This window comes from Isoptericola chiayiensis (genome assembly GCF_013149805.1).
GTDB lineage: Bacteria > Actinomycetota > Actinomycetes > Actinomycetales > Cellulomonadaceae > Isoptericola > Isoptericola chiayiensis.
Genome location: NZ_JABEZT010000003.1, coordinates 459,307 through 479,108, shown reverse-complemented (window position 1 = coordinate 479,108; position 19,802 = coordinate 459,307). Strand labels below are relative to the sequence as shown.

General features: G+C 74.4%; 19 protein-coding genes and 1 tRNA gene. 6 read left to right on the top strand and 14 right to left on the bottom strand.

What is annotated here, in order from left to right; translation table 11 throughout:
- The first annotated feature begins 192 nt into the window (after nucleotides 1–192).
- The gene (locus HDG68_RS08490; RefSeq protein WP_343037510.1) at nucleotides 193–453 is read left to right on the top strand and encodes a hypothetical protein; all 261 of its coding nucleotides are present in this window, start codon (nucleotides 193–195) and stop codon (nucleotides 451–453) included.
- 56 nt (nucleotides 454–509) lie between these two features.
- Here HDG68_RS08490 and HDG68_RS08485 read toward each other — a convergent pair whose 3' ends face one another.
- A complete protein-coding gene (locus HDG68_RS08485; RefSeq protein ID WP_172151070.1) occupies nucleotides 510–1,637 on the bottom strand; it encodes a hypothetical protein in 1,128 nt (375 codons plus the stop codon).
- 104 nt (nucleotides 1,638–1,741) lie between these two features.
- A complete protein-coding gene (gene dcd, locus HDG68_RS08480; protein WP_172151068.1) occupies nucleotides 1,742–2,317 on the bottom strand; it encodes a dCTP deaminase in 576 nt (191 codons plus the stop codon).
- A 173-nt stretch (nucleotides 2,318–2,490) separates the two neighbouring features.
- Here dcd and HDG68_RS08475 point away from each other — a divergent pair.
- Nucleotides 2,491–2,561: transfer RNA gene (locus tag HDG68_RS08475), tRNA-Gly, on the top strand.
- Between the two features lie 92 nt (nucleotides 2,562–2,653).
- Here the strand turns inward: HDG68_RS08475 and HDG68_RS08470 are convergent.
- From HDG68_RS08470 to HDG68_RS08460, 3 genes are all read right to left on the bottom strand, one after another.
- Nucleotides 2,654–3,697, bottom strand: coding sequence for a pirin family protein (locus tag HDG68_RS08470; protein WP_172151067.1), 1,044 nt, complete (start codon nucleotides 3,695–3,697; stop codon nucleotides 2,654–2,656).
- A gap of 732 nt (nucleotides 3,698–4,429) precedes the next feature.
- Nucleotides 4,430–5,431 carry a hypothetical protein gene (locus tag HDG68_RS08465; RefSeq protein WP_172151066.1) on the bottom strand — a complete coding sequence of 334 codons (1,002 nt, stop codon included), beginning with the start codon at nucleotides 5,429–5,431 and terminating at the stop codon, nucleotides 4,430–4,432.
- 111 nt (nucleotides 5,432–5,542) lie between these two features.
- Nucleotides 5,543–6,085, bottom strand: coding sequence for a DinB family protein (locus HDG68_RS08460; protein ID WP_172151065.1), 543 nt, complete (start codon nucleotides 6,083–6,085; stop codon nucleotides 5,543–5,545).
- Between the two features lie 51 nt (nucleotides 6,086–6,136).
- On the opposite strand from HDG68_RS08460, the gene HDG68_RS08455 reads away from it, so the two are divergent.
- Nucleotides 6,137–6,742, top strand: coding sequence for a TetR/AcrR family transcriptional regulator (locus HDG68_RS08455; protein ID WP_172151064.1), 606 nt, complete (start codon nucleotides 6,137–6,139; stop codon nucleotides 6,740–6,742).
- A 34-nt stretch (nucleotides 6,743–6,776) separates the two neighbouring features.
- Here HDG68_RS08455 and HDG68_RS08450 read toward each other — a convergent pair whose 3' ends face one another.
- On the bottom strand, nucleotides 6,777–7,637 hold the full coding sequence (locus HDG68_RS08450) for a sugar phosphate isomerase/epimerase family protein (RefSeq protein ID WP_172151063.1): 861 nt from the start codon (nucleotides 7,635–7,637) through the stop codon (nucleotides 6,777–6,779).
- Between the two features lie 92 nt (nucleotides 7,638–7,729).
- Between HDG68_RS08450 and HDG68_RS08445 the strand changes: the two genes are divergently transcribed.
- Nucleotides 7,730–8,374: an HAD family hydrolase gene (locus HDG68_RS08445; protein WP_172151062.1), complete on the top strand. Its 645-nt coding sequence runs from the start codon at nucleotides 7,730–7,732 to the stop codon at nucleotides 8,372–8,374.
- A 4-nt stretch (nucleotides 8,375–8,378) separates the two neighbouring features.
- Here HDG68_RS08445 and HDG68_RS08440 read toward each other — a convergent pair whose 3' ends face one another.
- Nucleotides 8,379–9,143 carry a GAP family protein gene (locus HDG68_RS08440; protein WP_172151061.1) on the bottom strand — a complete coding sequence of 255 codons (765 nt, stop codon included), beginning with the start codon at nucleotides 9,141–9,143 and terminating at the stop codon, nucleotides 8,379–8,381.
- 118 nt (nucleotides 9,144–9,261) lie between these two features.
- Between HDG68_RS08440 and HDG68_RS17550 the strand changes: the two genes are divergently transcribed.
- Nucleotides 9,262–10,545 (top strand): histidine kinase, encoded by a 1,284-nt coding sequence (locus HDG68_RS17550; RefSeq protein ID WP_172151060.1) that lies wholly within the window; start codon nucleotides 9,262–9,264, stop codon nucleotides 10,543–10,545.
- A complete protein-coding gene (locus HDG68_RS08430) occupies nucleotides 10,542–11,231 on the top strand; it encodes a response regulator (protein ID WP_172151059.1) in 690 nt (229 codons plus the stop codon). Before HDG68_RS17550 ends, HDG68_RS08430 begins: the two co-directional genes overlap by 4 nt.
- A 27-nt stretch (nucleotides 11,232–11,258) precedes the next feature.
- Here the strand turns inward: HDG68_RS08430 and mnhG are convergent, their stop codons facing one another.
- From mnhG to HDG68_RS08395, 7 genes are all read right to left on the bottom strand, one after another.
- Complete coding sequence (gene mnhG / locus HDG68_RS08425; protein WP_172151057.1) at nucleotides 11,259–11,642, bottom strand: monovalent cation/H(+) antiporter subunit G; 384 nt, start codon at nucleotides 11,640–11,642, stop codon at nucleotides 11,259–11,261.
- A complete protein-coding gene (locus tag HDG68_RS08420) occupies nucleotides 11,639–12,040 on the bottom strand; it encodes an MrpF/PhaF family protein (protein WP_246253703.1) in 402 nt (133 codons plus the stop codon). The genes mnhG and HDG68_RS08420 overlap by 4 nt, the downstream gene beginning before the upstream one ends.
- A complete protein-coding gene (locus tag HDG68_RS08415) occupies nucleotides 12,040–12,603 on the bottom strand; it encodes a Na+/H+ antiporter subunit E (protein WP_172151055.1) in 564 nt (187 codons plus the stop codon). Before HDG68_RS08415 ends, HDG68_RS08420 begins: the two co-directional genes overlap by 1 nt.
- Nucleotides 12,600–14,231 carry a Na+/H+ antiporter subunit D gene (locus HDG68_RS08410; RefSeq protein ID WP_172151053.1) on the bottom strand — a complete coding sequence of 544 codons (1,632 nt, stop codon included), beginning with the start codon at nucleotides 14,229–14,231 and terminating at the stop codon, nucleotides 12,600–12,602. Before HDG68_RS08410 ends, HDG68_RS08415 begins: the two co-directional genes overlap by 4 nt.
- Complete coding sequence (locus HDG68_RS08405; protein ID WP_172151051.1) at nucleotides 14,228–14,752, bottom strand: Na(+)/H(+) antiporter subunit C; 525 nt, start codon at nucleotides 14,750–14,752, stop codon at nucleotides 14,228–14,230. The genes HDG68_RS08410 and HDG68_RS08405 overlap by 4 nt, the downstream gene beginning before the upstream one ends.
- Nucleotides 14,749–17,634, bottom strand: coding sequence for a Na+/H+ antiporter subunit A (locus HDG68_RS08400; RefSeq protein WP_172151049.1), 2,886 nt, complete (start codon nucleotides 17,632–17,634; stop codon nucleotides 14,749–14,751). Before HDG68_RS08400 ends, HDG68_RS08405 begins: the two co-directional genes overlap by 4 nt.
- A 137-nt stretch (nucleotides 17,635–17,771) precedes the next feature.
- Nucleotides 17,772–19,781: a thioredoxin-like domain-containing protein gene (locus HDG68_RS08395; protein WP_172151047.1), complete on the bottom strand. Its 2,010-nt coding sequence runs from the start codon at nucleotides 19,779–19,781 to the stop codon at nucleotides 17,772–17,774.
- Nucleotides 19,782–19,802 lie beyond the last annotated feature (21 nt).

Here is a 19,802-nt window from a genome sequence, read left to right as displayed (position 1 = left end):
AGAGAAGCGCGTGGGGACCGCGCTGTCGCCGCCCGCCTTGTCTTCGCCCGGCTCGAGGAACTCGGGTGGATCACCGCGCACGAGCGGGATGTCGTGACCCGGATGCACGCGACCGGGAGGCCCGCGCCGGGCCGAGACACGTCCGAGCGCAAAGGGCCGATCGCCGCACGAGAATACTTCGCTGTGCGTGACATGCACGACGAGCTGCTCGCACGTGGCGACGCCAGCCCCGTCGCTCTCGTCCTGGCATCGTCCGCCGTCGGGTCCTATGAGGCCACGCCCGGGGACGACGGCACGACCGTCGTCTTCGCCAAGAGCAACCGCGACTACCAGGGGCTGCTCACCGGAGCAGGAGCGATCATCGGCGGCGCACTCGGCGGCCCGACAGGAGCCGCCATCGGAGGGGCCGTCGGGGGCGTCATCGGCTACGTCGTCGACGACTGCAAGGACTGACGGGTCGTCCTGCACCGGAGGGTCGCTCCCTGATATGACCTCGGCAACTGCCGCGATCAGCGCAGGTCCTCGGGGGCGAGCAGGAACTCGGCCTCGTCGGCGATCTCGCCGCCGACGGCCTCGTGCAGGGCGAGCGCCACCCGGCCCACCAGGTCGGCGGCCCGCTTGCGGGCCACCACGAGGGCGGGCTGGGGGAACTCCATCTGCGACTCGGCCTGGTCCGGCGGGTCCCACACGACGCGGTAGCAGATGGCGCCGGACCCGGCCCACGGCAGCTCCTTGACGAGCAGCGGCAGGACCTCGTCGCCGTTGACCTCGACGGTGACGTAGCCGTCGTGGCCGAGGTCGATGGTCAGCCCGTACCCGTCGAGCACGATCGGCGCCTGCAGCGCCGCGATGTCGTAGTCGTCGGCGCGGGCGTGCAGCTCGCGGCGCACGTCCGGGTCCATCTTCTCGCCCGGGTAGAGGGGCTTCTCCGCGATGCCCTCGGGCGGGCCCTGGTAGTCGGCGCCCTGGGTCGCCAGGACGACGCGCGGATGCACGGCCTGCAGGACGCGGTGCGCGGCCTGCGGGTCGAGCCACACGTCGGACCAGACCGTCAGGTCGACGGCGGCGGCCGGGTCGGGGCGCAGCACCACACCGGCCCCGGCGTCGCGCCGGGCGGCCTCCGCGGGGTCCCACAGGGCCGCCACGTCGAGCCGTGTGGAACCGCCGAGGCGCCGCGCCGCGGCGATCAGCCAGCGCACCACCCGCTCCTCCTCGCGGTTCGGCAGCGCCCGGGGGAAGGCGCGGGCGAGCCCGTCCCGGTCTCCGCCGAAGGACGCGGGCGGGTCGTCCCAGCGCTCCCGCGGGGTGACGACGTCGAACACCATCGCGGTGCCGGGCGGCAGCCCGAGCTCGAAGCCGTCGCCGCGCGGCGCGTAGGGTCCGTGCACGTGGCTGTGCCGGGTCAGCCGCAGCACCCCCGGCTCGCCCGGGGAGGCGATGCGACCGGCGGGCAGGTCGGCGCCCGGCATGTCGGAGGGGACCACGTCCCAGCGCGTCCCCGAGAAGCGGGAGACGGCCAGCACCTCGACCTCGTCGACGAGCACGTCGTCGGGCACCGCCAGCAGGTGGCGCGCCTGGTGCCCCTTCGTGGTGGCGGCGGGCAGCGGTGGCAGTGACGGCGGCGACTGCTTGGCCATCTGGCGGAGCTCCTTCCGGGACCGGAGCACGGTGGTCTGGCTGGTCGCAGACCCCGCGCGGCGGGACCGAGCGTACCGACGTCTGCCACCCCGGTAGTAGGGGTTCATACGTCGGTACGGTGGAAGGACTGCCAGGACCGGCTCGCCGTCGGACCCCGCTGCCCCTGGTAGCGCGAGCCGTACCGCTCCGAGCCGTAGGGGTGCTCCGCCGGGGACGACAGGCGGAAGAAGCAGAGCTGACCGATCTTCATCCCGGGCCACAGCGTGATCGGCAGGGTGGCGACGTTGCTCAGCTCGAGCGTGACGTGGCCCGAGAAGCCCGGGTCGATGAACCCCGCGGTGCTGTGCGTCAGCAGGCCGAGACGTCCCAGCGACGACTTGCCCTCGAGGCGGGCGGCGACGTCGTCCGGCAGGGATACCGCCTCGTAGGTGGAGCCGAGCACGAACTCCCCCGGGTGCAGCACCATGGGCTCGCCGGCGTCCACCTCGACGAGCCGCGTCAGCTCGGGCTGCTCCTCGGACGGGTCGATGAACGGATACCGGTGGTTGTCGAAGAGGCGGAAGAAGCGGTCCAGGCGCACGTCGATGGACGACGGCTGGATCATCGCCGGGTCGTAGGGGTCGAGCTCGACCCGCCCGGCGTCGATCTCGGCTCGGATGTCGCGGTCGGAGAGCAGCACCAGCACACGGTAGCCCCGCGGCGCAGGTCGCGCCGCCCGCGCCCGGGAGAAGAACCGGGGCGACATGCCTCCGGCCTCGGCGGACGGGTCCACACGCTGGTCGGACGCCCGTTTTCGGGTCTCGGGCGCAGTTGGGTATGATCGCCGTGCGCGCATCGACGTCGGTGCGCCGCGCGGGTGTAGTTCAATGGTAGAACTTCAGCTTCCCAAGCTGACAGCGCGGGTTCGATTCCCGTCACCCGCTCCGCTCGAAGGGCCCGGCCGTCACGGCCGGGCCCTTCGCCGTCTCCGGTCCGTGCCCCGGTGCCGGTCTCCGGCCCCGGTCCCCGCCCGGTCTCAGCCCGGCGGGCGACGGCGCGGCCGCAGGCGCACGTCGGGCAGCGCCGGCGCTCGCAGCGGTCCGCCGTCGTACCCGTCGACCCGGCCGAAGCGGCGCCGGTCGGCGCCGGCGGCGTAGTCGGTGCCGCCGTCGGGCAGGTCGGCGACCTGGGCGGACCAGTCGGCCCGTGCGGCGACGATCTCCTCGTGCGTGCGCCCCACGAAGTTCCACCACATGACGACGTCCTCCTCGAACGGCACGCCGCCGAGCAGCATCGCGCGCACGGGCTCGGTGCCGGCGGTGACCCGCAGGCGGGTGCGGCCGGGCGGGACGTAGGCGAGGTCCGACGGCGGCACCACCGTGTCGGCGAACGTGGCCGGCCCGGCGTCGACGAGCAGGGCGTGCTCGAACCCCGCGTCGACGTCGAGGTCGAGCTCGGTCCCGGCGTCGAGGTCGAGCTGGGCACCCACGAGGGGCGTGTACGTCGGCGCGGGCGACACCAGTCGCTCCCCGGCGACCTGCAGCGAGCCGAGCAGCACCTGGACGCGTGCCCCCGCGGTCTGGGCGACCGGGAGGTCGTCGTGGTGGCTGAAGGCCGGCTCCACGTCCCGGGCGGTGGACGGCAGCACCGTCCACAGCTGCACCCCGTGCAGCATCGGCGGGCGGGGCTGCTCGGGCGTCCCCGCCGGGGACTCCTCGGAGTGGGAGATGCCGCGTCCGGCGGTCATGAGGTTGAGCTCGCCCGGGCGGACGCGCTGGGTGGAGCCCACCGAGTCGCGGTGCAGGATCTCGCCGGCGAACAGCCAGGTCACGGTCTGCAGCCCGATGTGCGGGTGGGGCGGCACCTGCATCCCCGCCGAGGTGGCGACGTCGTCGGGGCCGTAGTGGTCGCAGAAGCACCAGGCGCCCACGAGGGACCGGCGTCGTTGCGGGATGGTGCGCCGCACCGTCATGGCCCGGGGGCCGCCGAGCGGCACGTCACGGGCGGAGAGCAGCTCGACGGACTCGCCCGGGTCGGGGCCGCAGACCTGCTCGGCCGGTCGCGTCTCGAGGTTGCTCATCCACCGAGATTACGCGCGGCGAGCCGACCGGGCGATGCCGAGGCCCCCCGGGGCGGCCGGGGGGCCTCGGCAGGACCGCGTTCCCCACGCGATCGCTGGCGGGGCGCCGTGTCGACGTCACGGCCCCGGATCGCCCTGCCGGACCGGCGGGGCCTGGTGCGTCGTCGCCCCGGTCGGTCCGTTCTCCGCAGGAGCCCGGACGCGGCTGGTCTTCCGGCCCCGCCGGGCACCCGCGTCGTCACCCGCGGCCCGCACCTGGGTGCGGATCGGCCCGTCGTTCTCCGGTCGACCGTGGACCCGCCGCCCGGTCCCCCTCCTCACGTCTCCGCGAGGTCGAGAGGTCCTGCCGGCGAGACCGCTACCGAAGTTTCTAACCCCCTGTCGGGGCCGCTGCAAGGGGTCCGCGGGACCGAGTTTTCGGCCACAGGTTCGTCCACAGCCGGAGCCGCGGAATCCCCACACCGTCCACACCCCTGTGGAAAAAATCTGTGGACAGCACGGTGCCTGTGACGTGTCGCACACGCTCCCACCGGACGGCCCGAACGCCGCGTTGCGACCGCGCGAACGAGCTCCGACAGCCGGAGAACCGCGGAATCCCGCGGATCTGAGCCCGTACCGGACCGTTCCGGGGCCTCCGGGGGGCGTCGTCGGCCCGCCCGGGACACCGACGATTCACCGGATCACCGCAGGTCGGCGCGACGACACGCCGTGATCCACACACCTGTGGACAACTCACACCCAGGCGCGGGACGCCGTCCGCTGCTCGTCGGTACGGCGCTCGATCTCCGCCGTCGTCGCCACGAAGGCGCCGTCGTCCACCACCACGCCGCCGAGCCGCGCCTGCAGCAGGAGCACCAGCCGGGCGACCATCGCCCGCATGCGGGCGCGGGCGATGACGTGCACGCCGGACGGCTGCTCCACCTGCAGCTCGTAAGGGTCCTGCGGCGTCCAGCCGACGCGGACCACGTGCGGGCCGTACTCGCGCCAGTCGAGGTCGGCCAGCGCCCGCGGGACGCGGTCCACGTGCTCGACCTCCGCCGTGATCGTCCCGTCGTAGGGGGTGGCCGCCACCGCCCGGTAGGTCCGGCTGCCGTCGGGTGCGGTGCGCTCGTCCGCCAGGTCGGCGGTGGCCACCTGGGAGCGCAGCAGACCCAGCAGGTCCGCCGGGGCGATCGGGTGCGCGGAGTACAGGGTGAGGTCCACGGTCGCCGTCGGGTCCGGCCGCAGCAGGTGTCGCCCGTCCGCCAGGAGCGAGCCGCCCAGCTTGCGGGCGGCGGCCACGCCGAACTGCACCAGCCGCAGCTCCTCGCCCTCCGGCAACCCGGCCGCGAACGCCCGGGCGATGCCGTCCCGGTCGTCGGTCACGGCCGGCGGACCCTGGCGCCGGTCGATCATCCCGTCCACCCGTCCGAGCGCGTACGCCGAGGCCGCCCGGTCGAGGCCCGCCTGCGGCGCCACCTCGGCCGCGACCGGGAAGGGCCCGGCAGCGCCGTGCTCCGCGCCGATGCCCAGCACGCCGGGGCCCGCGCTGCGGGACTCCGACGCCGCCATGCCCCGGAACCGCGCACCCCGAATCGGCGCGGCCGTCGTCGCGGCCTGCGGCTCGCGCAGCCACCGCACGTCCGCGAACCAGGCGGAGGCCAGCTCGACGACCGAGGGCCCACCTCCGTCGGGCAGGACGAGCACGTGGTTCGCGGCGTGCTGCGGAGGGACGAGCGCCTGGACGTACGACATGTGGCGCAACCTACTCCCGTCCGCGGTCGCGGAACACACCCGGATGTTTCCGTCGTGTGACGATGCCCCGGGCCGCCCCGGCGCCCGGCTTCGCGCCGGGACGTGCGCCGCTCAGGCGCCGACGTCGTGCAGGTGGTGGACGACGTCGTGCACGAAGTAGCGCCCGATGCTGCGCACCGTGAACTGCGAGCCGTTGGACCGCAGCCCGACCCGGTCCAGGTGGGCGGTCTTGACGGTGTCGAACCGGCCCGCCACCGTCAGCCCCTCGTCCACGAGCTCGACCGCGACCCGGTCCGGGTCGAGCCGGTCGTACCGGCCGGACAAGGCGGCGTCGTCCTGGTCCCAGTTCGCGAACTGCGCGCCGTCCACGGCGAGCATCAGGGCGAGCCGCTGGTCGAACACGCCGAACACGTCGCGCACGTGCGCACCGTACTCCAGCGGGGACCACACGGACGGCGCGGGACGACGGCGGACGTCCGGCCGCGAGAGCACGGCACGCCAGCGCGGCAACGTCGCCCGCACGGCGTCCCCGACCCGCAGCGGGTCCAGGTCGGCGGGCACGAACCCGCAGTCCGGGCACGGCTCGGAAGCCGCCCACGTCCAGTCCTTGGTGTCCGGGACGACGTCGGCGTACGGGTCGGTGGCATCGGTCACACGGCGACTGTACCGACCGCTGTCCTGACACGGGATGCCTATGATGTCAGCATGCCCAAGATCATCGGCAAGAGCCTCCACGAGCACCGCCAGATGACCCGGCACAAGCTGTTCACGGCGCTGTCCACGCTCATGGCCGAGCGCGGGTTCGACACCATCACCCTCGCCGACATCGCCCAGGCGGCCGGCGTCGGTCGCACCGCCGTGTACAACCACTTCTCCGACAAGGAGTCGCTGCTGCTCGGGTTCATCACCCACGAGACGGAGCAGTACGCCCTCACCCTCGAACGGGCTCTCGCCGAGGTCGACGACCCGGTCGCCCAGCTGCGCACCTACATCCGCCAGCAGGCGCAGCTCACCCGCGTCTTCCACCTCGCTCCGGGACCGGACCTGCGCACGGTGCTGTCCCGGTCCACGCTGGCACGCCTGCGCGAGCACGCCGAGATCGTCGAGTCCATCCTCAAGCGGATCCTGCACGACGGCATCGAACGCGGCTCGTTCCCGCCCCAGGACATCGAGCCGACGGTCCAGCTCGTCAACGCATGCCTGTCCGGGCGCCTGATCCCGGACGACGCCGAGGCCCGCGAGCGCGCGATCCGCGCGGCGGAGACGTTCGTGCTGCGCGCCGTCGGGGCACGACCTCAGATGGCGGCCTGAGTCACCACCGAGTCAGCGCTGCGTCGCCACCGGCTCACCACCAGGCGTCGGCGGGCACGTGGCGGTGCTCGGGGTCCGGCGTGCGGTAGGGCACCGGCTCCGGCGCGGTGTAGGCCCGCGCGAACTCCAGCCCGGCCACCAGGTCGGCGTGCCGCTCGTGCGCGTCGCGCGCCTTGCGGGTCGAGATCTCGAGGACCACGTCGCCGGTGAAGCCGCGCCGGGTCAGCTCGGTGAGCACCTTGTCGCAGTGCATGTCGCCGCGCCCCGGGACCAGGTGCTCGTCGCGCGCGTTGAACGTGCCGTCCGCGAGGTGCACGTGCCGCAGCCGGTCGCCGAACTCGTCGAGCAGCGCGAGCCCGTCCTGCTGCGCGATCGCCGCGTGCGACAGGTCCAGGGTCACCGAGTCGTACCCGTGCTCCGACGGGTCCCAGCCCGGCAGGTACGCCTTGAGCTCGCGGTCCAGCCGGCTGTGCGGCCGCCACGGGTACATGTTCTCGACGGCGACCGTGACCTCGCCCTGCTGGTTCAGCTCGTGGACCTGCTCCTCGAACCCGCGGGCGTACTTGTACTGCCAGCGGAACGGCGGGTGCACGACGACGGTCCGCGCGCCGAGCTCACCGGCCATGTCGACCGCGCGGGCCAGCTTGTCCGCCGGCGACCGGCCCCACACCCGCTGGCTCACCAGGAGGGTCGGCGCGTGGATCGACCGGATCGGCACGCCGCTGTCCGCGACGAGCCGCTCCAGCGCGCGCGGGTCCTGCGTGACCGGGTCCGACCAGACCATGACCTCCACGCCGTCGTACCCGATCTGCGCCGCCGACTCGAAGGCGAACGCCGCACGCCGCGGGTACACGGATGCTGTGGACAGAGTCACGGGGATGGACGGGTCGGCCATGTCAACACCTTAGGTCGGGGACCTGGACGGTCGCTGAATACGCTACGCCCGGACGGTGAAAGGCGCGTGTCACCGCGACTAGGCTCGCCCCCATGGTGCGCGCGGTGGTGTTCGACGTCGGTGAGACCCTGATCGACGAGACCAGGATCTTCACGCGGTGGGCCGCCCGCCTCGGCCTCCCGGCCGGCACGTTCCTCGGCCTGATCGGCGCCTGCGCGGCCACCGACCGCCCGCTCTCGGACGCCTTCGCGATCGCGCGGCCCGGGATCGACCTGGAGGCCGAGATCGCCCGGTGGGCGCACGACGACCCCGAGGGCCTGCGGGAGAACTTCGACGCCGACGACCTCTACCCCGACGTGCGCCCGGCACTGACCGCCCTGCGCGACGCCGGGCTCGCCGTCGTCGTCGCCGGCAACCAGCCGCCCCAGGCCCGCGCCGCCCTGGAGGCCATGGGCCTGCCCGTCGACGCGATCCGCACCTCCGACGAGTGGGGCGTGGAGAAGCCGGACCCCGTGTTCTTCGCCCGCGTGGCGGACCTCGCGGGTGTGCCGGCCTCCGACGTGGCCTACGTGGGCGACCGCCTCGACAACGACGTGCTGCCCGCCGCCGACGCCGGGATGCGGCCCGTGCTGGTCCGGCGCGGCCCGTGGGGCTACCTGCACGCCGAACGGCCCGAGGCGGCCCGGTGCGCCGTCGTCGACTCCCTGGGCGACCTGGTGGGGCTGCTGGCGCGCTGAGGCGTCAGGTCCAGCCGAGCCGCCCCACGGCGTCCAGGGCCAGCAGCACCCCGACGATCCCCAGCACCCAGGCGGTCATCTCGGCCGCGTGGCGGGTCAGCCAACGCTCCAGCCGACGCAGCACCGGGTCCACGGCCCGCGCCGCCACCCGGCGCGCGACCAGCAGGAGCAGGGCCGGGACCACCATGACGACGCAGTAGGCCGCCAGCACCCCGACCGACGCCGGTCCGGACAGGTCGGAGGCGGTGATCAGCCCGATCGCCGCGAGGTACGGCAGCATCGTCGCGACCTCCAGCGCGCCCGCGCCCAGCGCCAGGCCGGCCAGCGGGGCGAGGGACCCCGACGACCCGTCGGTCGCCGTCGCGCGCTCGCGCCAGCGCACCAGCCTCCCGGGCGTGCCGCCCCGCTGCGCGGCGCGCCGCGCGGCCCGCCGACCGTCGAACCGGAAGCTCAGAGCCAGCAGCGCGACGCCGACCACGAGCTGGGCCGCCACCACCGGGCGGGAGTCCAGCACGTCCCCGTACCGATCGAGGAGCGTCGTGCCGCCGAGCATGACCAGGACCCCGACCGCGAGGTAGAAGCCCGCGATCGTGGCGAGATACACGATCACGCGGCCGACCCGCACCCGTCCCGGCGCGAGCAGCAGCCAGACGGGCACGAGCAGCGTGCCGAAGCTCGTCGAGTCCACGAGCGCGAGGACCGCCAGCACACCGACCAGCGCCACCGGCCCGGCAACCTCCGGAGCAGCGAGGTCCACGGGAAGTTCCATGCGGAGCAGCCTGCTCGCGACCCGGGGCCGCCACATCGCCCACCCGACGGATCCGTCCTCGCCCGACGTACCTCGTTCGACGGACACGCGCCGCGGCGGCCTGTGCTGGGATGGGGGCGTGGCAGGCGAGGAGCCCCGGGGCGCCCGGGTCCGCGACCGGTTCCGTCGGCTCTGGGGCGACGGCCGGCGCGGCGACCTGTCCACCGCGGTCGTGACGTTCGTCGCGGGGTGCCTGCTCCTCGCCGTGGGACTCACGGACGTCGTGGCCGACCCTCCGCTGGACCTCCCCCGCGGCGCCCACCTCGGGCTGCTCACGGCCGGCTGCGTCCTGGTCGCCCTCAAGCGCGCCCGGCCCCTGCTCGCGCTGGCCGGCGGTTCGGCCCTCACGGGCCTCGACCTGGCCGGCGGCGGCAGCCTCGCCCTCCTGCTCGTCCTGTGGGACCTGCTCTACAGCGCCGCCCTGTGGGCACGGGCCACCGCCCGCGACGCCCTGTGGATGGTCGCCGGCGCGATCACCGTCGTCGGCGGCGTGACCGCAGCCGTCGTCGCCGACGACCCGCGCGCCCTGGTGCACGCGACGCTGCAGCTCGGTGCCCTGCTGCTGGTCCCCCTCTGGTGGGCCCAGAACGTCCGTCAGAAGACCGAGCTCGTCGAGCTCGAGCGGGCTCGCGCCGACGCGGCCGCCCGCTCCGCCGCGCTCGAACGAGCCCGGGCCGCCGACCACGCCCGTCTCGCCGAGTCCCGCCGGGTCGCGGCCGTCCGCTCCGAACGGGCGGCGATGGCCCGCGACCTCCACGACGTCGTCGCCGGCCACCTGTCCACGATCGCGATCCACTCCGGCGCAGCGCTCAACGGCCCGCCCGACCCGGACCGGGACCGCGCCGCGCTCGAGCAGGTGCGCGTCAGCGCGCTGGACTCGCTCGGCGAGATGCGTTCGATGATCGACCTGCTGCGGGCCGGGACGTCCGACTCCGTGCGGGCGCCCGGGCGGCTCGACGAGATCGCGGGCCTCGTCCAGGCCGCCCGCTCCGGGGGCGTCGAGGTCTCGTTCGTCCGGCCGGCACCCGCCGTCGACGCCGGGACCGCTGCTGAGCAGGCCCTGCACCGCATCGCCCAGGAGGCCCTGACGAACGCCCGCAAGCACGCGCCCGGCCGGCCGGTGGAGGTCCGCCTCGACCAGGACGGCCGGGGCACGCTGCACCTCGACGTCCGCAACGGTCTCGGCGACGGCGGACGGCCAGGAGCCTCGGACGAGGTCCTGCACTCCGGCATCGGGATCCTCACCATGGCGGAGCGCGCCGAGGCGCTCGGCGGCAGCTTCCGCGCCGGGCCCGAGAACGGGTCCTGGGTCGTGCACGCCGCCGTCCCCCGAGCCGCGGAGGTCCCGGTGACCGACGGATGACCGTCCAGGAAGCCCGCGTCCGGGTCCTCCTCGCCGACGACCACGCCGCGATCCGTGCCGGCCTGCGGATGCTGCTCGAGGCCGCCGGGGTCGAGGTCGTGGGCGAGGCGGCCGACGGTGACGCCGCCGTCACCAACGCCCGGGCGCTGCGCCCCGACGTCGTGCTCATGGACCTGCGGATGCCGGGCACGGACGGGATCACCGCGACGGACGCCGTCGTGCGCGAGGGGCTGGCGGACGTGCTCGTGCTGACCACGTTCGACCTCGACGACTACGTCGACGCCGCCCTCGCGGCCGGAGCCGCCGGGTTCCTCCTCAAGTCGGCCGAGCCCGCCGCCCTCGTCGACGCCGTCCGCCGGGTGGCGGCGGGCGACGGCGTGCTGGCGCCGGAGATCACCCGACGCGTCCTGGCCCGCCTGCCGCGACCGGACCCCACGGCGTCGGACGGTGATCGAGGTGGTCCGTCGACCACGAGGGACGACCACGCGGGCCTCGCCGCGCTCACCTCCCGGGAGAGGGACGTGCTCGTCACGCTCGGGCGGGGGCTGTCCAACCAGGGCGTCGCCGCCGCGCTCGGCATCACCGAGGCGACGGCCAAGACGCACGTGTCCCGGGTGCTCGCCAAGCTCGGGGTGCCCACCCGCATGCAGGCGGCCGTCGTCGCCCGGGACGCCGGGCTGGTCTGACGCGCGCGTGGGGCGCGGCCCCGGGGCTCAGGCGCCGCCGTGCGGGCCGTCCGGCTCGTCGGACGGGTCCATCTGGTTCGGCACCAGCTCCGACTCGTCGACCTTGCCGGTGCGGAACCCGGCCCGGCTGAGCAGGTGGGCCGCCACGGGTGCGGTGGCGAGCTGGAAGACGACCACGAGGGCGAGCATCGCCACCGCCGACCAGCTGCGCACCCGCAGCGCCAGGCCGATCAGCAGCAGCACCAGGCCCAGGACCTGGGGCTTGGTCACCGAGTGCATGCGGGCGAGCAGGGAGCCGAAGCGCAGCGCGCCGACGCCGGCCGCGAACGTCAGGAAGGCCCCGGCCAGCAGGCAGAGGGCGGCGACGACGTCGGCGAGCGCCGTCCAGAAGCCGGGCTCGATCTCGGTCATGGCCGCTCCTCGGGGGTCTCCGGCGACTCCTCGGTGCCGTCGTCCTCACCGGCGTCCTCGACGCGCAGCACGGCCACCGGGCGCTCCTCGCCGTCGCCGACGTCGGCGTCGTCCCGGGCGTCGGGCGCCGCGGGTTCCCGGGCGGCGAACCGGGAGATCGCCACCGACCCGACGAACCCGACCAGGGAGAGCGCGACGAGGATGGGGATGGTCTCGGTCCGGCGCAGCCAGGCGGCCTCGATGGCGATCACGCCGACCAGGGCCGCGGCCAGCAGGTCGAGGCCGAGCGCCCGGTCGAGCATGGAGGGACCGCGCTCGATCCGCACGAGCGCGAGCAGCGCCGCGACGGCGACCAGCACGGCCGCGACGGCGACGACGACGAGCATCACGGTCTCCATCAGCCCTCCAGCCCGCAGCGTTCGAGCACCTCGGAGGGCGCCAGCGTGCGCAGCACCCGCTCCTCGAGCCCGCGGATGTCGGCGCGGACCGCCTCCGGGCCGTCGAAGTGCGCGATGTCCAGCACGTGCACGTACAGCCGGCCCGTGTCGGGCCGCGCCTCGACGACGAGCGACCCCGGCACGAGCGTGGACAGCACGGCCGTGACGGTGAGGAACAGGTCGTCGGGGTTGCGCAGCTGCACCTCGACCACGGCGCCGCGCGGCAGCGGTCCGGGACGCACCGCCACCCACGCGACCTGGAAGGAGGCCACGACCAGGTCGGCGACGAACCGGCGCAGGAGCCCGAGGAACGGCAGCACCCGGAAGGTCGCGCGGTCCTCGATGCGGGGCAGCGGGAACGCGACGACGACGAGGGCCGCGAGCGCCGCACCCCCGAGCACGTTGGCCCAGGAGACGTCGCCCCACAGCAGCACCCAGACGACGGTCAGCGCGGCGACGGCGGGCCACTGCCAGACGAACCGGCCTGCGGCGCGGCGCAGGGCGCCGGTGGACGGTGCGCTCATGACTCCTCCTCCCCGGTGCTCTCCTCGGTGACCTCGACGGACTGTCCGGTGCCGCGGTCGGACCCGCCGGGGTAGACGGCGTCGACGTAGGTGACGCCGTCCATGGTGGTGGCGGCGGACCGTTCGGCGTAGGCGTACAGCGGGCCGGCCACGACGGTCAGGGACACCCCGAAGGCGACGAGCGCCCCTGCCGGCCAGACCATAGTGCGCGGCAGGGGGGCGTGTTCGGGCAGGTCGGGCGGCGCCGTCTGCCAGAAGGCCTTGTTCCACGCCTTGACGACGGCGTACAGGGTGAGCAGGGAGGTGACGACGGAGCCCACCACGAGGATCCAGGCCAGCGGCGTCCCGGTGCGCACGCCCTCGGTGAGCAGCCCGACCTTGCCGAGGAACCCGGACAGCGGCGGGATGCCGGCGAGGTTGATGGCGGGCACGAAGAACAGCACCGCCAGCACGGGCGCGATCCGGGCCAGCCCGCCGAGCCGGTCGAGCGACGTCGACCCGCCGCGCCACTCCACGAGCCCGACGACGAGGAACAGCGCGGTCTGCACGGAGATGTGGTGGACGACGTAGAAGATCGCCGCTGCGGTGCCCGCCTCGGAGGCCAGCGCCACGCCGAACACCATGAAGCCGATGTGGCTGACGAGCGTGAAGGACAGGAGCCGTTTGACGTCGTTCTGCGCCACGGCGCCGAGGATGCCGATCACCATGGTCGCCAGCGCCACGACCATCAGCACCTGGTCGACGGCGGGGCTGTCGGGGAAGATCAGCGTCTGGGTGCGCAGGATCGAGTAGACCCCGACCTTGGTGAGCAGGCCTGCGAACACGGCGGTGACGGGCGCGGGGGCGGTCGGGTAGGAGTCCGGCAGCCAGAAGGACAGCGGGAACACGGCGGCCTTGATCCCGAAGGCGAGCAGCAGCAGGAGCTGCAGCGCGACGCGGACGGTGTCGTCGATCTCGGGCAGCCGCACGGCGAGCTGTGCCATGTTGACGGTGCCGGTCGCGGCGTAGACGAGGGCGATCGCCGCGAGGAACAGCACCGACGAGGCGAGCGCGACGATGAGGTACACCGACCCGGCACGCACCCGTTCGGCGGTGCCGCCGAGGGTGAGCAGCACGGCGGAGGCGGCCAGCAGGATCTCGAACCCGACGTACAGGTTGAACAGGTCCCCGGTGAGGAACGCGTTGGACACCCCGGCGGCCAGCACGAGGTAGGTGGGGTGGAAGATCGCCACGGGGATGGCCCCGCCGACGCGCGCCTCGTCGACGGAGAGCTCCTGCGCCGGTTCGGCCTCGCCCTCGGGCACGCCCTGGCCGAGGGAGTAGAGCAGGACGCACAGCAGCATGACGCCGCTGACGGTGAGCATGAGGGCGGCGAGCCGGTCGGCGACGAGCGCGATGCCGACGGGTGCGGCCCAACCACCCAGGTCCACGACGACGGGACCGGAGTCGGCGGCCAGGACGAGACCGGCGGACGCGGCGGTGGACACCGCCAGCGCCACGACGGAGATGACGCGCTGGACGTTGGCGTACCGGTGCAGCGCGAGCGTGAGCCCGGCGGCGAACAGCGGCACCAGGACGGGCAGCGGGACGAGCGTCGGTGCGCTCAGCACGGTGTCGAGCCAGCTCATGCGTCCCACCCCCGGCGCGGCGCGTCTCCCGGCGTCGGGTCGGGGTCGCCGTCGCGCACGACGTCGTCGTGCACTTCGGCGGCCTCCTCGTCGAGCGTGGTGCCGGGTTCGTCGGCGTCGGCGTCGGTGTACGCGGGCGCGTTGAGCGCGGCCTGCCGTGCGACACGCTGGTCCTCGACGTCGTCGGCGACCTCGTCGTGGCCGTGCAGCTGCCAGGACCGGTAGGCCAGCGCGAGGATGAACGCCGTCAGCCCGAGGGTGATGACGATGGCGGTGAGCGTCATCGCCTGGGCCAGCGGGTCGCTCATCGGCTCGTCCTCGGGCGCGCTGCCGACGATCGGCGACGCGCCGGCCTTGCCGCCGGCGACGAGGAGCATGAGGTTGACGCCGTTGGACAGCAGGATGAACCCCAGCAGGATGCGGGTGAGGGGCCGTTCGAGCAGCAGGTACACGCCGGCGCCGCACAGCACGCCGATCGCCAGCACCAGCACCGCCGAGGGGGTGTTCTCCAGGACGATCATCGCTGCTCCTCCCCCGCGGTCCGCACGACCTGCTCGGGCAGCTCGCCCTGCCGGTCGATCTCGGCGCCGAGCGTGCGCAGCACGTCCAGCACCAGGCCCACGACCAGCAGCATCACCCCGACGTCGAAGAACAGCGACGTGACCAGGTGGACGTCGCCGAGCAGCGGCACGTGGAAGTCGTACGTGAAGCTCTCCAGCACTTCGTTGCCGGTGAGCAGGGCGAACAGGCCCACGCCGGCCGAGAGGAACAGGCCGGTGCCGAGGAGCAGGCCGGGCGGCACCGGCATCGCCTCGCCCAGCTCGTAGCGGCCGCCCGCGAGGTAGCGCACCGCCAGCGCGATACCGACCATGAGCCCGGCCGCGAACCCGCCGCCGGGTGCGTTGTGGCCGCTGAACAGCAGGAACAGCCCGAAGACGACCATCGCGTGGAAGACCAGGCGGGTGACCACCTCGAACATCACCGAGCGACGTCCGGGGGCGAGGGTGCGCCCGGCGACGAGCCACTGCCCGCGCGACTCGGACCGGTCCCCGTCCTGGCCGGGTGCGCGCGAGAGCCGCAGCACCTCGCCGCTGCGCTGCCGCAGGAACACCAGGGAGGCCACCCCGGTCGCGGCGACGAGCAGCACGGACAGCTCGCCGACCGTGTCCCAGGCGCGGATGTCCACGAGGGTGACGTTGACGATGTTGCGGCCGCTGCCGTACTCCACGGACTCCGCGGGGAAGTCCACGCTGATCGGGTCCGCGACCCGGGCGAGCGGCGCCGCGACCGTCAGCGCCATCATGACGACGCCGGTGACCACGGCGAGCGCCAGGCGCACCCACCGGCTCGCCGCCAGGGGCCGGTCGGTGAAGTACGGCGGCATGCGGCGCAGCACCAGCACGAGCACCACGAGCGTGACGGTCTCGACCAGCACCTGGGTCAGCGCCAGGTCGGGGGCTCCGTGCAGCAGGAACAGGGCGGCGTTGGCGTAGCCGGCGACGCCGACGAGCACGACGGCCTTGAGCCGGCGCCGGGCGCGGACGGCGAGGACGGCGGCGACGGCGACGATCGCGACCACCGCCGCCTGGGCGGGCTCGTCCCAGGGGCGTACCTCGAGCGCCACCGACGTGCCGCCCACCAGCCCGGTCAGGATCACGGCGCCGGGGGCGAGCGCCAGCACCAGCACCACGATGCCGAGGTAGAAGGGCAGGGACCCGCGCTGGGTCGCGGCCGTGACGTCGGCGGCGAGGTCGTCGAGGCGGCGCATCCCCCGCCGGTAGACGACGTCGGCGCCGCGCGCGGACGGCAGGGCCTCCTGCCACCGCTCGACGCGCACCCGCTGCCAGAACAGCAGGGCACCGACGGCGAGGATCCCCGCGGACATCACGAGCGCCGGCGTGAGTCCCGCCCACAGCACCAGGTGCCCGGGGTCGCCGCTCGGGTAGGTGTCGGCGTAGGGGGCGAGCAGGTGCTCGCCGGTGGCCGGCACGAGCGCGACGGCGAGGCCCAGCAGGGCGAGGACGGCGGGCGGTCCGACCAGCAGCCACGACTGGCGACGGACCCGCGTGACCGGGGCGACGTCGTCGGGCAGGGACCGCTTGGTGCCGAACGCGCCCCAGACGAAGCGCAGCCCGTAGGTGACGGTCAGGACGGAGCCGACGACGACGGCGACCAGCGCGACGACCGCGAGGGTCCCGCCGCCGTGGGTGACGTCGTGCCACAGGCCCTCGAGGGCGGCCTCCTTGGCGACGTAGCCGGCCAGGGGCGGCAGCCCGATCATGGATGCGGTGGCGAGCACGCCGGCGGCGGCGGCCACGGGCATGGACCGCCACAGCCCGGACAGCTTGCGCAGGTCGCGGGTGCCCGCGGCGACGTCGACGGCGCCGACGACGAGGAAGAGCGCGGCCTTGAACATCGCGTGGGCGCCGAGGAGCGCGAGCCCGGCCAGTGCCGCCGCCCGGGTCCCCAGGCCCAGCAGGAGCACGAGCAGCCCGAGCTGGGAGACGGTGCCGAACGCGAGGACGAGCTTGAGGTCGTGCTGGCGCAGCGCGCGGTACCCGCCGAGCAGGAGCGTGCCGCCCCCGGCGAGCACCACGGTCCACCGCCACACGGGCAGGTCCGCCAGGCCGGGGGCGAACCGCGCCACGAGGTAGACGCCGGCCTTCACCATGGCGGCGGCGTGCAGGTAGGCGGACACGGGGGTGGGTGCCGCCATCGCGGCGGGCAGCCAGAAGTGGAAGGGCACGAGCGCGGACTTCGTGGCGGCACCCGCGAGCAGGCACAGCGCGGCGACGACGGCGGGCGCGCCGGTGGGCGGGTCGGCCACCACCTCGGAGATCCGCCACTGCCCGGTGGACACGCCGAGCACGATGAGCCCGACGAGCATCGTCAGCCCGCCCGCCGTGGTGACCACGATCGCCTGCATCGCCGCGCGACGGGAGGCCTTGCGGTCCGCGTAGTGGCCGATGAGCAGGTAGGAGAAGACCGTGGTCAGCTCCCAGAACACGAACAGCAGCAGCAGGTCGTCGGCCACGACGAGCCCGATCATCGCGGCGACGAAAGCGGTCAGCGTGCCCGCGAACCGGCCGGTGCCCACGGCGTCGCGGGCGAAGTAGGCCGAGCAGTACAGCAGCACCAGCGCACCGACGCCGCCGACGACGAGCAGCATCAGCCAGGCGAGGCTGTCGAGGCGCAGGTCGACGGCGAGCTCGAGGCCGGGCACCCAGGGCACGTGCTGGGTGGGGTGGTCGCCGGCGGCGACCTGGTCGGCGACGGCGATCGCGTAGCCGGCGGCCGACGCCGGACCCAGCGCCAGCACCCAGAAGGCACGACGACCCCACCACGTCACCAGGGCGGGCGCGACGAGCGCCGACGCGAAGGTGAGCAGCAGGATCTGGAGCACGGCACTCCGTCCGTCGGGGGCGGGCGGGAGCATCACCCTATCCGGGCGGCGCCGCGACGGCGCGGCGGCGCTCCGGGCTCCTTCGGCGGACGGCGATGGCCCTGGTCACAGTAGTCCACCGGACGGTGGACGCGGGGTCAGCCCCGCAGCGGGAGGGTGAGCGTGGCCTCGCCGTCGGCGCTGACGTGCACGGGCACGCCCCAGTCCTGCTGGGCGAGGTGGCAGGCTCCGAAGAAGTCCTCCGGCTCGCCGTCGGGGCCGAGCGGCACGTCCGCGGGCGGCAGGTCGCAGGAGGCGGCCTTGGCGGTCACGTGCAGCACACCCGCGCCGACCGTGGCGTCGAGGTGGAGCGTGCGGGTGAGGTCGGTGCCGGTCCCGCTGCCGTCGAGCAGCAGCTCCGGCGGGGTGGCGCTGACGGTGAGCTCGGTGGAGGGGCCGAACCGGTCGTCGAGCTTCTGGCCGGGGGCGGGCGTGAACGGGACCTCGAGGCGGACCTCGCCGGCGGCGACCGCGGTGGCCGCCCGCGTGACGCGGTGGGAGCCGGCGTCGAGCACCTGGCCGGCCAGGTCGGCGGGCACTGCGACGCGCGTGAGGCGGTGCGCGGCGGACTCGACCACCAGCAGGTGCAGGGTGCCGGCGGCCGGGTCCGGCTGCACGACGACGTCGCTCGGCTCGGCGAGGCCCGTCACGAGGGTCGTGACCTCGCCGGGACCGCCGTCGGCGGCGGGGGCGTAACGCCGCAGGGCGCCGTTGTAGGTGTCGGCGACGACGACGGACCCGTCCGGCAGCGTCGCCAGGCCCAGCGGGTGCTGCAGCAATGCCTCCCCGGCGGCGCCGTCCCGGTGCCCGAAGTCGTACAGTCCCTGCCCGACCGCGGTACGGACCTCGATCCCGCCCATCCGGGCGGGCGTGCACCGGCGCAACGCGGACGTCTCGGCGTCGGCCAGCCAGAACCTGCCGTCGGGGGCGCCGTCGGCGTCGAGCGAGGCGGTCAGGCCCGAGGGCTGGGCGAACCACGCGTCGGCACCCGGCCCGTCCTCGAGCCCCTCGTTCATGGTGCCGGCGAGGAGCCGCAGGGCGCCCGTGCCGTCGTGCGCGACGGGGTCGAAGGTCCACAGCGTGTGGTTGCCGGCCATGGCGACGACGAACGCGTCCAGCGCCTCGGACCAGGCGACGTCCCACGGCGAGGACAGCTTGACCTCCCGGGCCGGGTAGGTGCGGTCCGGGTCGAACGGCGCGCTGGTCCCCGCCACGTTGTCCACGGCTCCGACCATGAACTGCTCACCCATGCCCGCCACGGTGTACACCTGGCCGGACTCGAGATGTACACCGCGCAGCGCGTGGTTCACCGTGTCCGCGACCAGCACGTCGTAGCCGAGGCGCTCCCGCAGCGGCTCGGGCACCAGGCACAGCCCGTTCGGCTCGCTGAACCGGGCCTCGTGCGCGCCCGGGGACGTCGGTCCGCCGTCGACCGGCCCGCCGTCGACCAGTCCGCGCTCGCCCGAGCCGATGCTCCGCACCAGGGTCTCGCCGTCGGACGCCAGCTCCGCCAGGGCGTGATGCCCGGCGTCCGCCACGAGCAACGTGCCGCCCGGCAGCGCCACGGCCTTCGCCGGGAACCGCAGCGTGGTCGCCTCCGGCGTCGGCGGCACGTACGGCCCGTCGCCCCGGTGCAGCGTCCCCTTCGCCTCGTGCTCGGCGACCAGATCGCGCACGATCCCCGCGAGCGCCGACCCGTGCCCCTCGCCCGCCATCTGCGCGACGACGTAGCCCTCCGGGTCGATGACCACGAGCGTCGGCCAGGCGCGGGCCGTGTAGGCGTCCCAGGTGGTCAGCTCCGGGTCGTCGAGCACGGGATGGCGCACGTCGTACCGTTCCACGGCTGCGGCGAGGGCGTCCGGGTCGGCCTCGTGGGCGAACTTCGGCGAGTGCACGCCCACGATCACGAGGGTGTCGCGGTGGGACTCCTCGAGCTCGCGCAGCTCGTCGAGGACGTGCAGGCAGTTCAGGCAGCAGAACGTCCAGAAGTCGAGGACGACGACCTTGCCCCGCAGATCGGCGAGGGCGAGATCCTTGCCGCCGGTATTCAGCCAGCCACGCCCGGTGAGGGCGGAGGCGCGGACCTTGGGCAGTGCGGTGGTGCTCACCGGTCCATTCTGCGGCACCGA

Excerpts from the sequence above, each read along its gene's own strand:
- HDG68_RS08490 (WP_343037510.1), top strand. The coding sequence starts at position 193 with ATGCACGACGAGCTGCTCGCACGTGGCGACGCCAGCCCCGTCGCTCTC.
- HDG68_RS08485 (WP_172151070.1), bottom strand. The coding sequence starts at position 1,637 with ATGGCCAAGCAGTCGCCGCCGTCACTGCCACCGCTGCCCGCCGCCACC.
- HDG68_RS08470 (WP_172151067.1), bottom strand. The coding sequence starts at position 3,697 with ATGAGCAACCTCGAGACGCGACCGGCCGAGCAGGTCTGCGGCCCCGAC.
- HDG68_RS08465 (WP_172151066.1), bottom strand. The coding sequence starts at position 5,431 with ATGTCGTACGTCCAGGCGCTCGTCCCTCCGCAGCACGCCGCGAACCAC.
- HDG68_RS08455 (WP_172151064.1), top strand. The coding sequence starts at position 6,137 with ATGCCCAAGATCATCGGCAAGAGCCTCCACGAGCACCGCCAGATGACC.
- HDG68_RS08450 (WP_172151063.1), bottom strand. The coding sequence starts at position 7,637 with ATGGCCGACCCGTCCATCCCCGTGACTCTGTCCACAGCATCCGTGTAC.
- HDG68_RS08445 (WP_172151062.1), top strand. The coding sequence starts at position 7,730 with ATGGTGCGCGCGGTGGTGTTCGACGTCGGTGAGACCCTGATCGACGAG.
- HDG68_RS08440 (WP_172151061.1), bottom strand. The coding sequence starts at position 9,143 with ATGGAACTTCCCGTGGACCTCGCTGCTCCGGAGGTTGCCGGGCCGGTG.
- HDG68_RS08430 (WP_172151059.1), top strand. The coding sequence starts at position 10,542 with ATGACCGTCCAGGAAGCCCGCGTCCGGGTCCTCCTCGCCGACGACCAC.
- mnhG (WP_172151057.1), bottom strand. The coding sequence starts at position 11,642 with ATGACCGAGATCGAGCCCGGCTTCTGGACGGCGCTCGCCGACGTCGTC.
- HDG68_RS08420 (WP_246253703.1), bottom strand. The coding sequence starts at position 12,040 with ATGGAGACCGTGATGCTCGTCGTCGTCGCCGTCGCGGCCGTGCTGGTC.
- HDG68_RS08415 (WP_172151055.1), bottom strand. The coding sequence starts at position 12,603 with ATGAGCGCACCGTCCACCGGCGCCCTGCGCCGCGCCGCAGGCCGGTTC.
- HDG68_RS08410 (WP_172151053.1), bottom strand. The coding sequence starts at position 14,231 with ATGAGCTGGCTCGACACCGTGCTGAGCGCACCGACGCTCGTCCCGCTG.
- HDG68_RS08405 (WP_172151051.1), bottom strand. The coding sequence starts at position 14,752 with ATGATCGTCCTGGAGAACACCCCCTCGGCGGTGCTGGTGCTGGCGATC.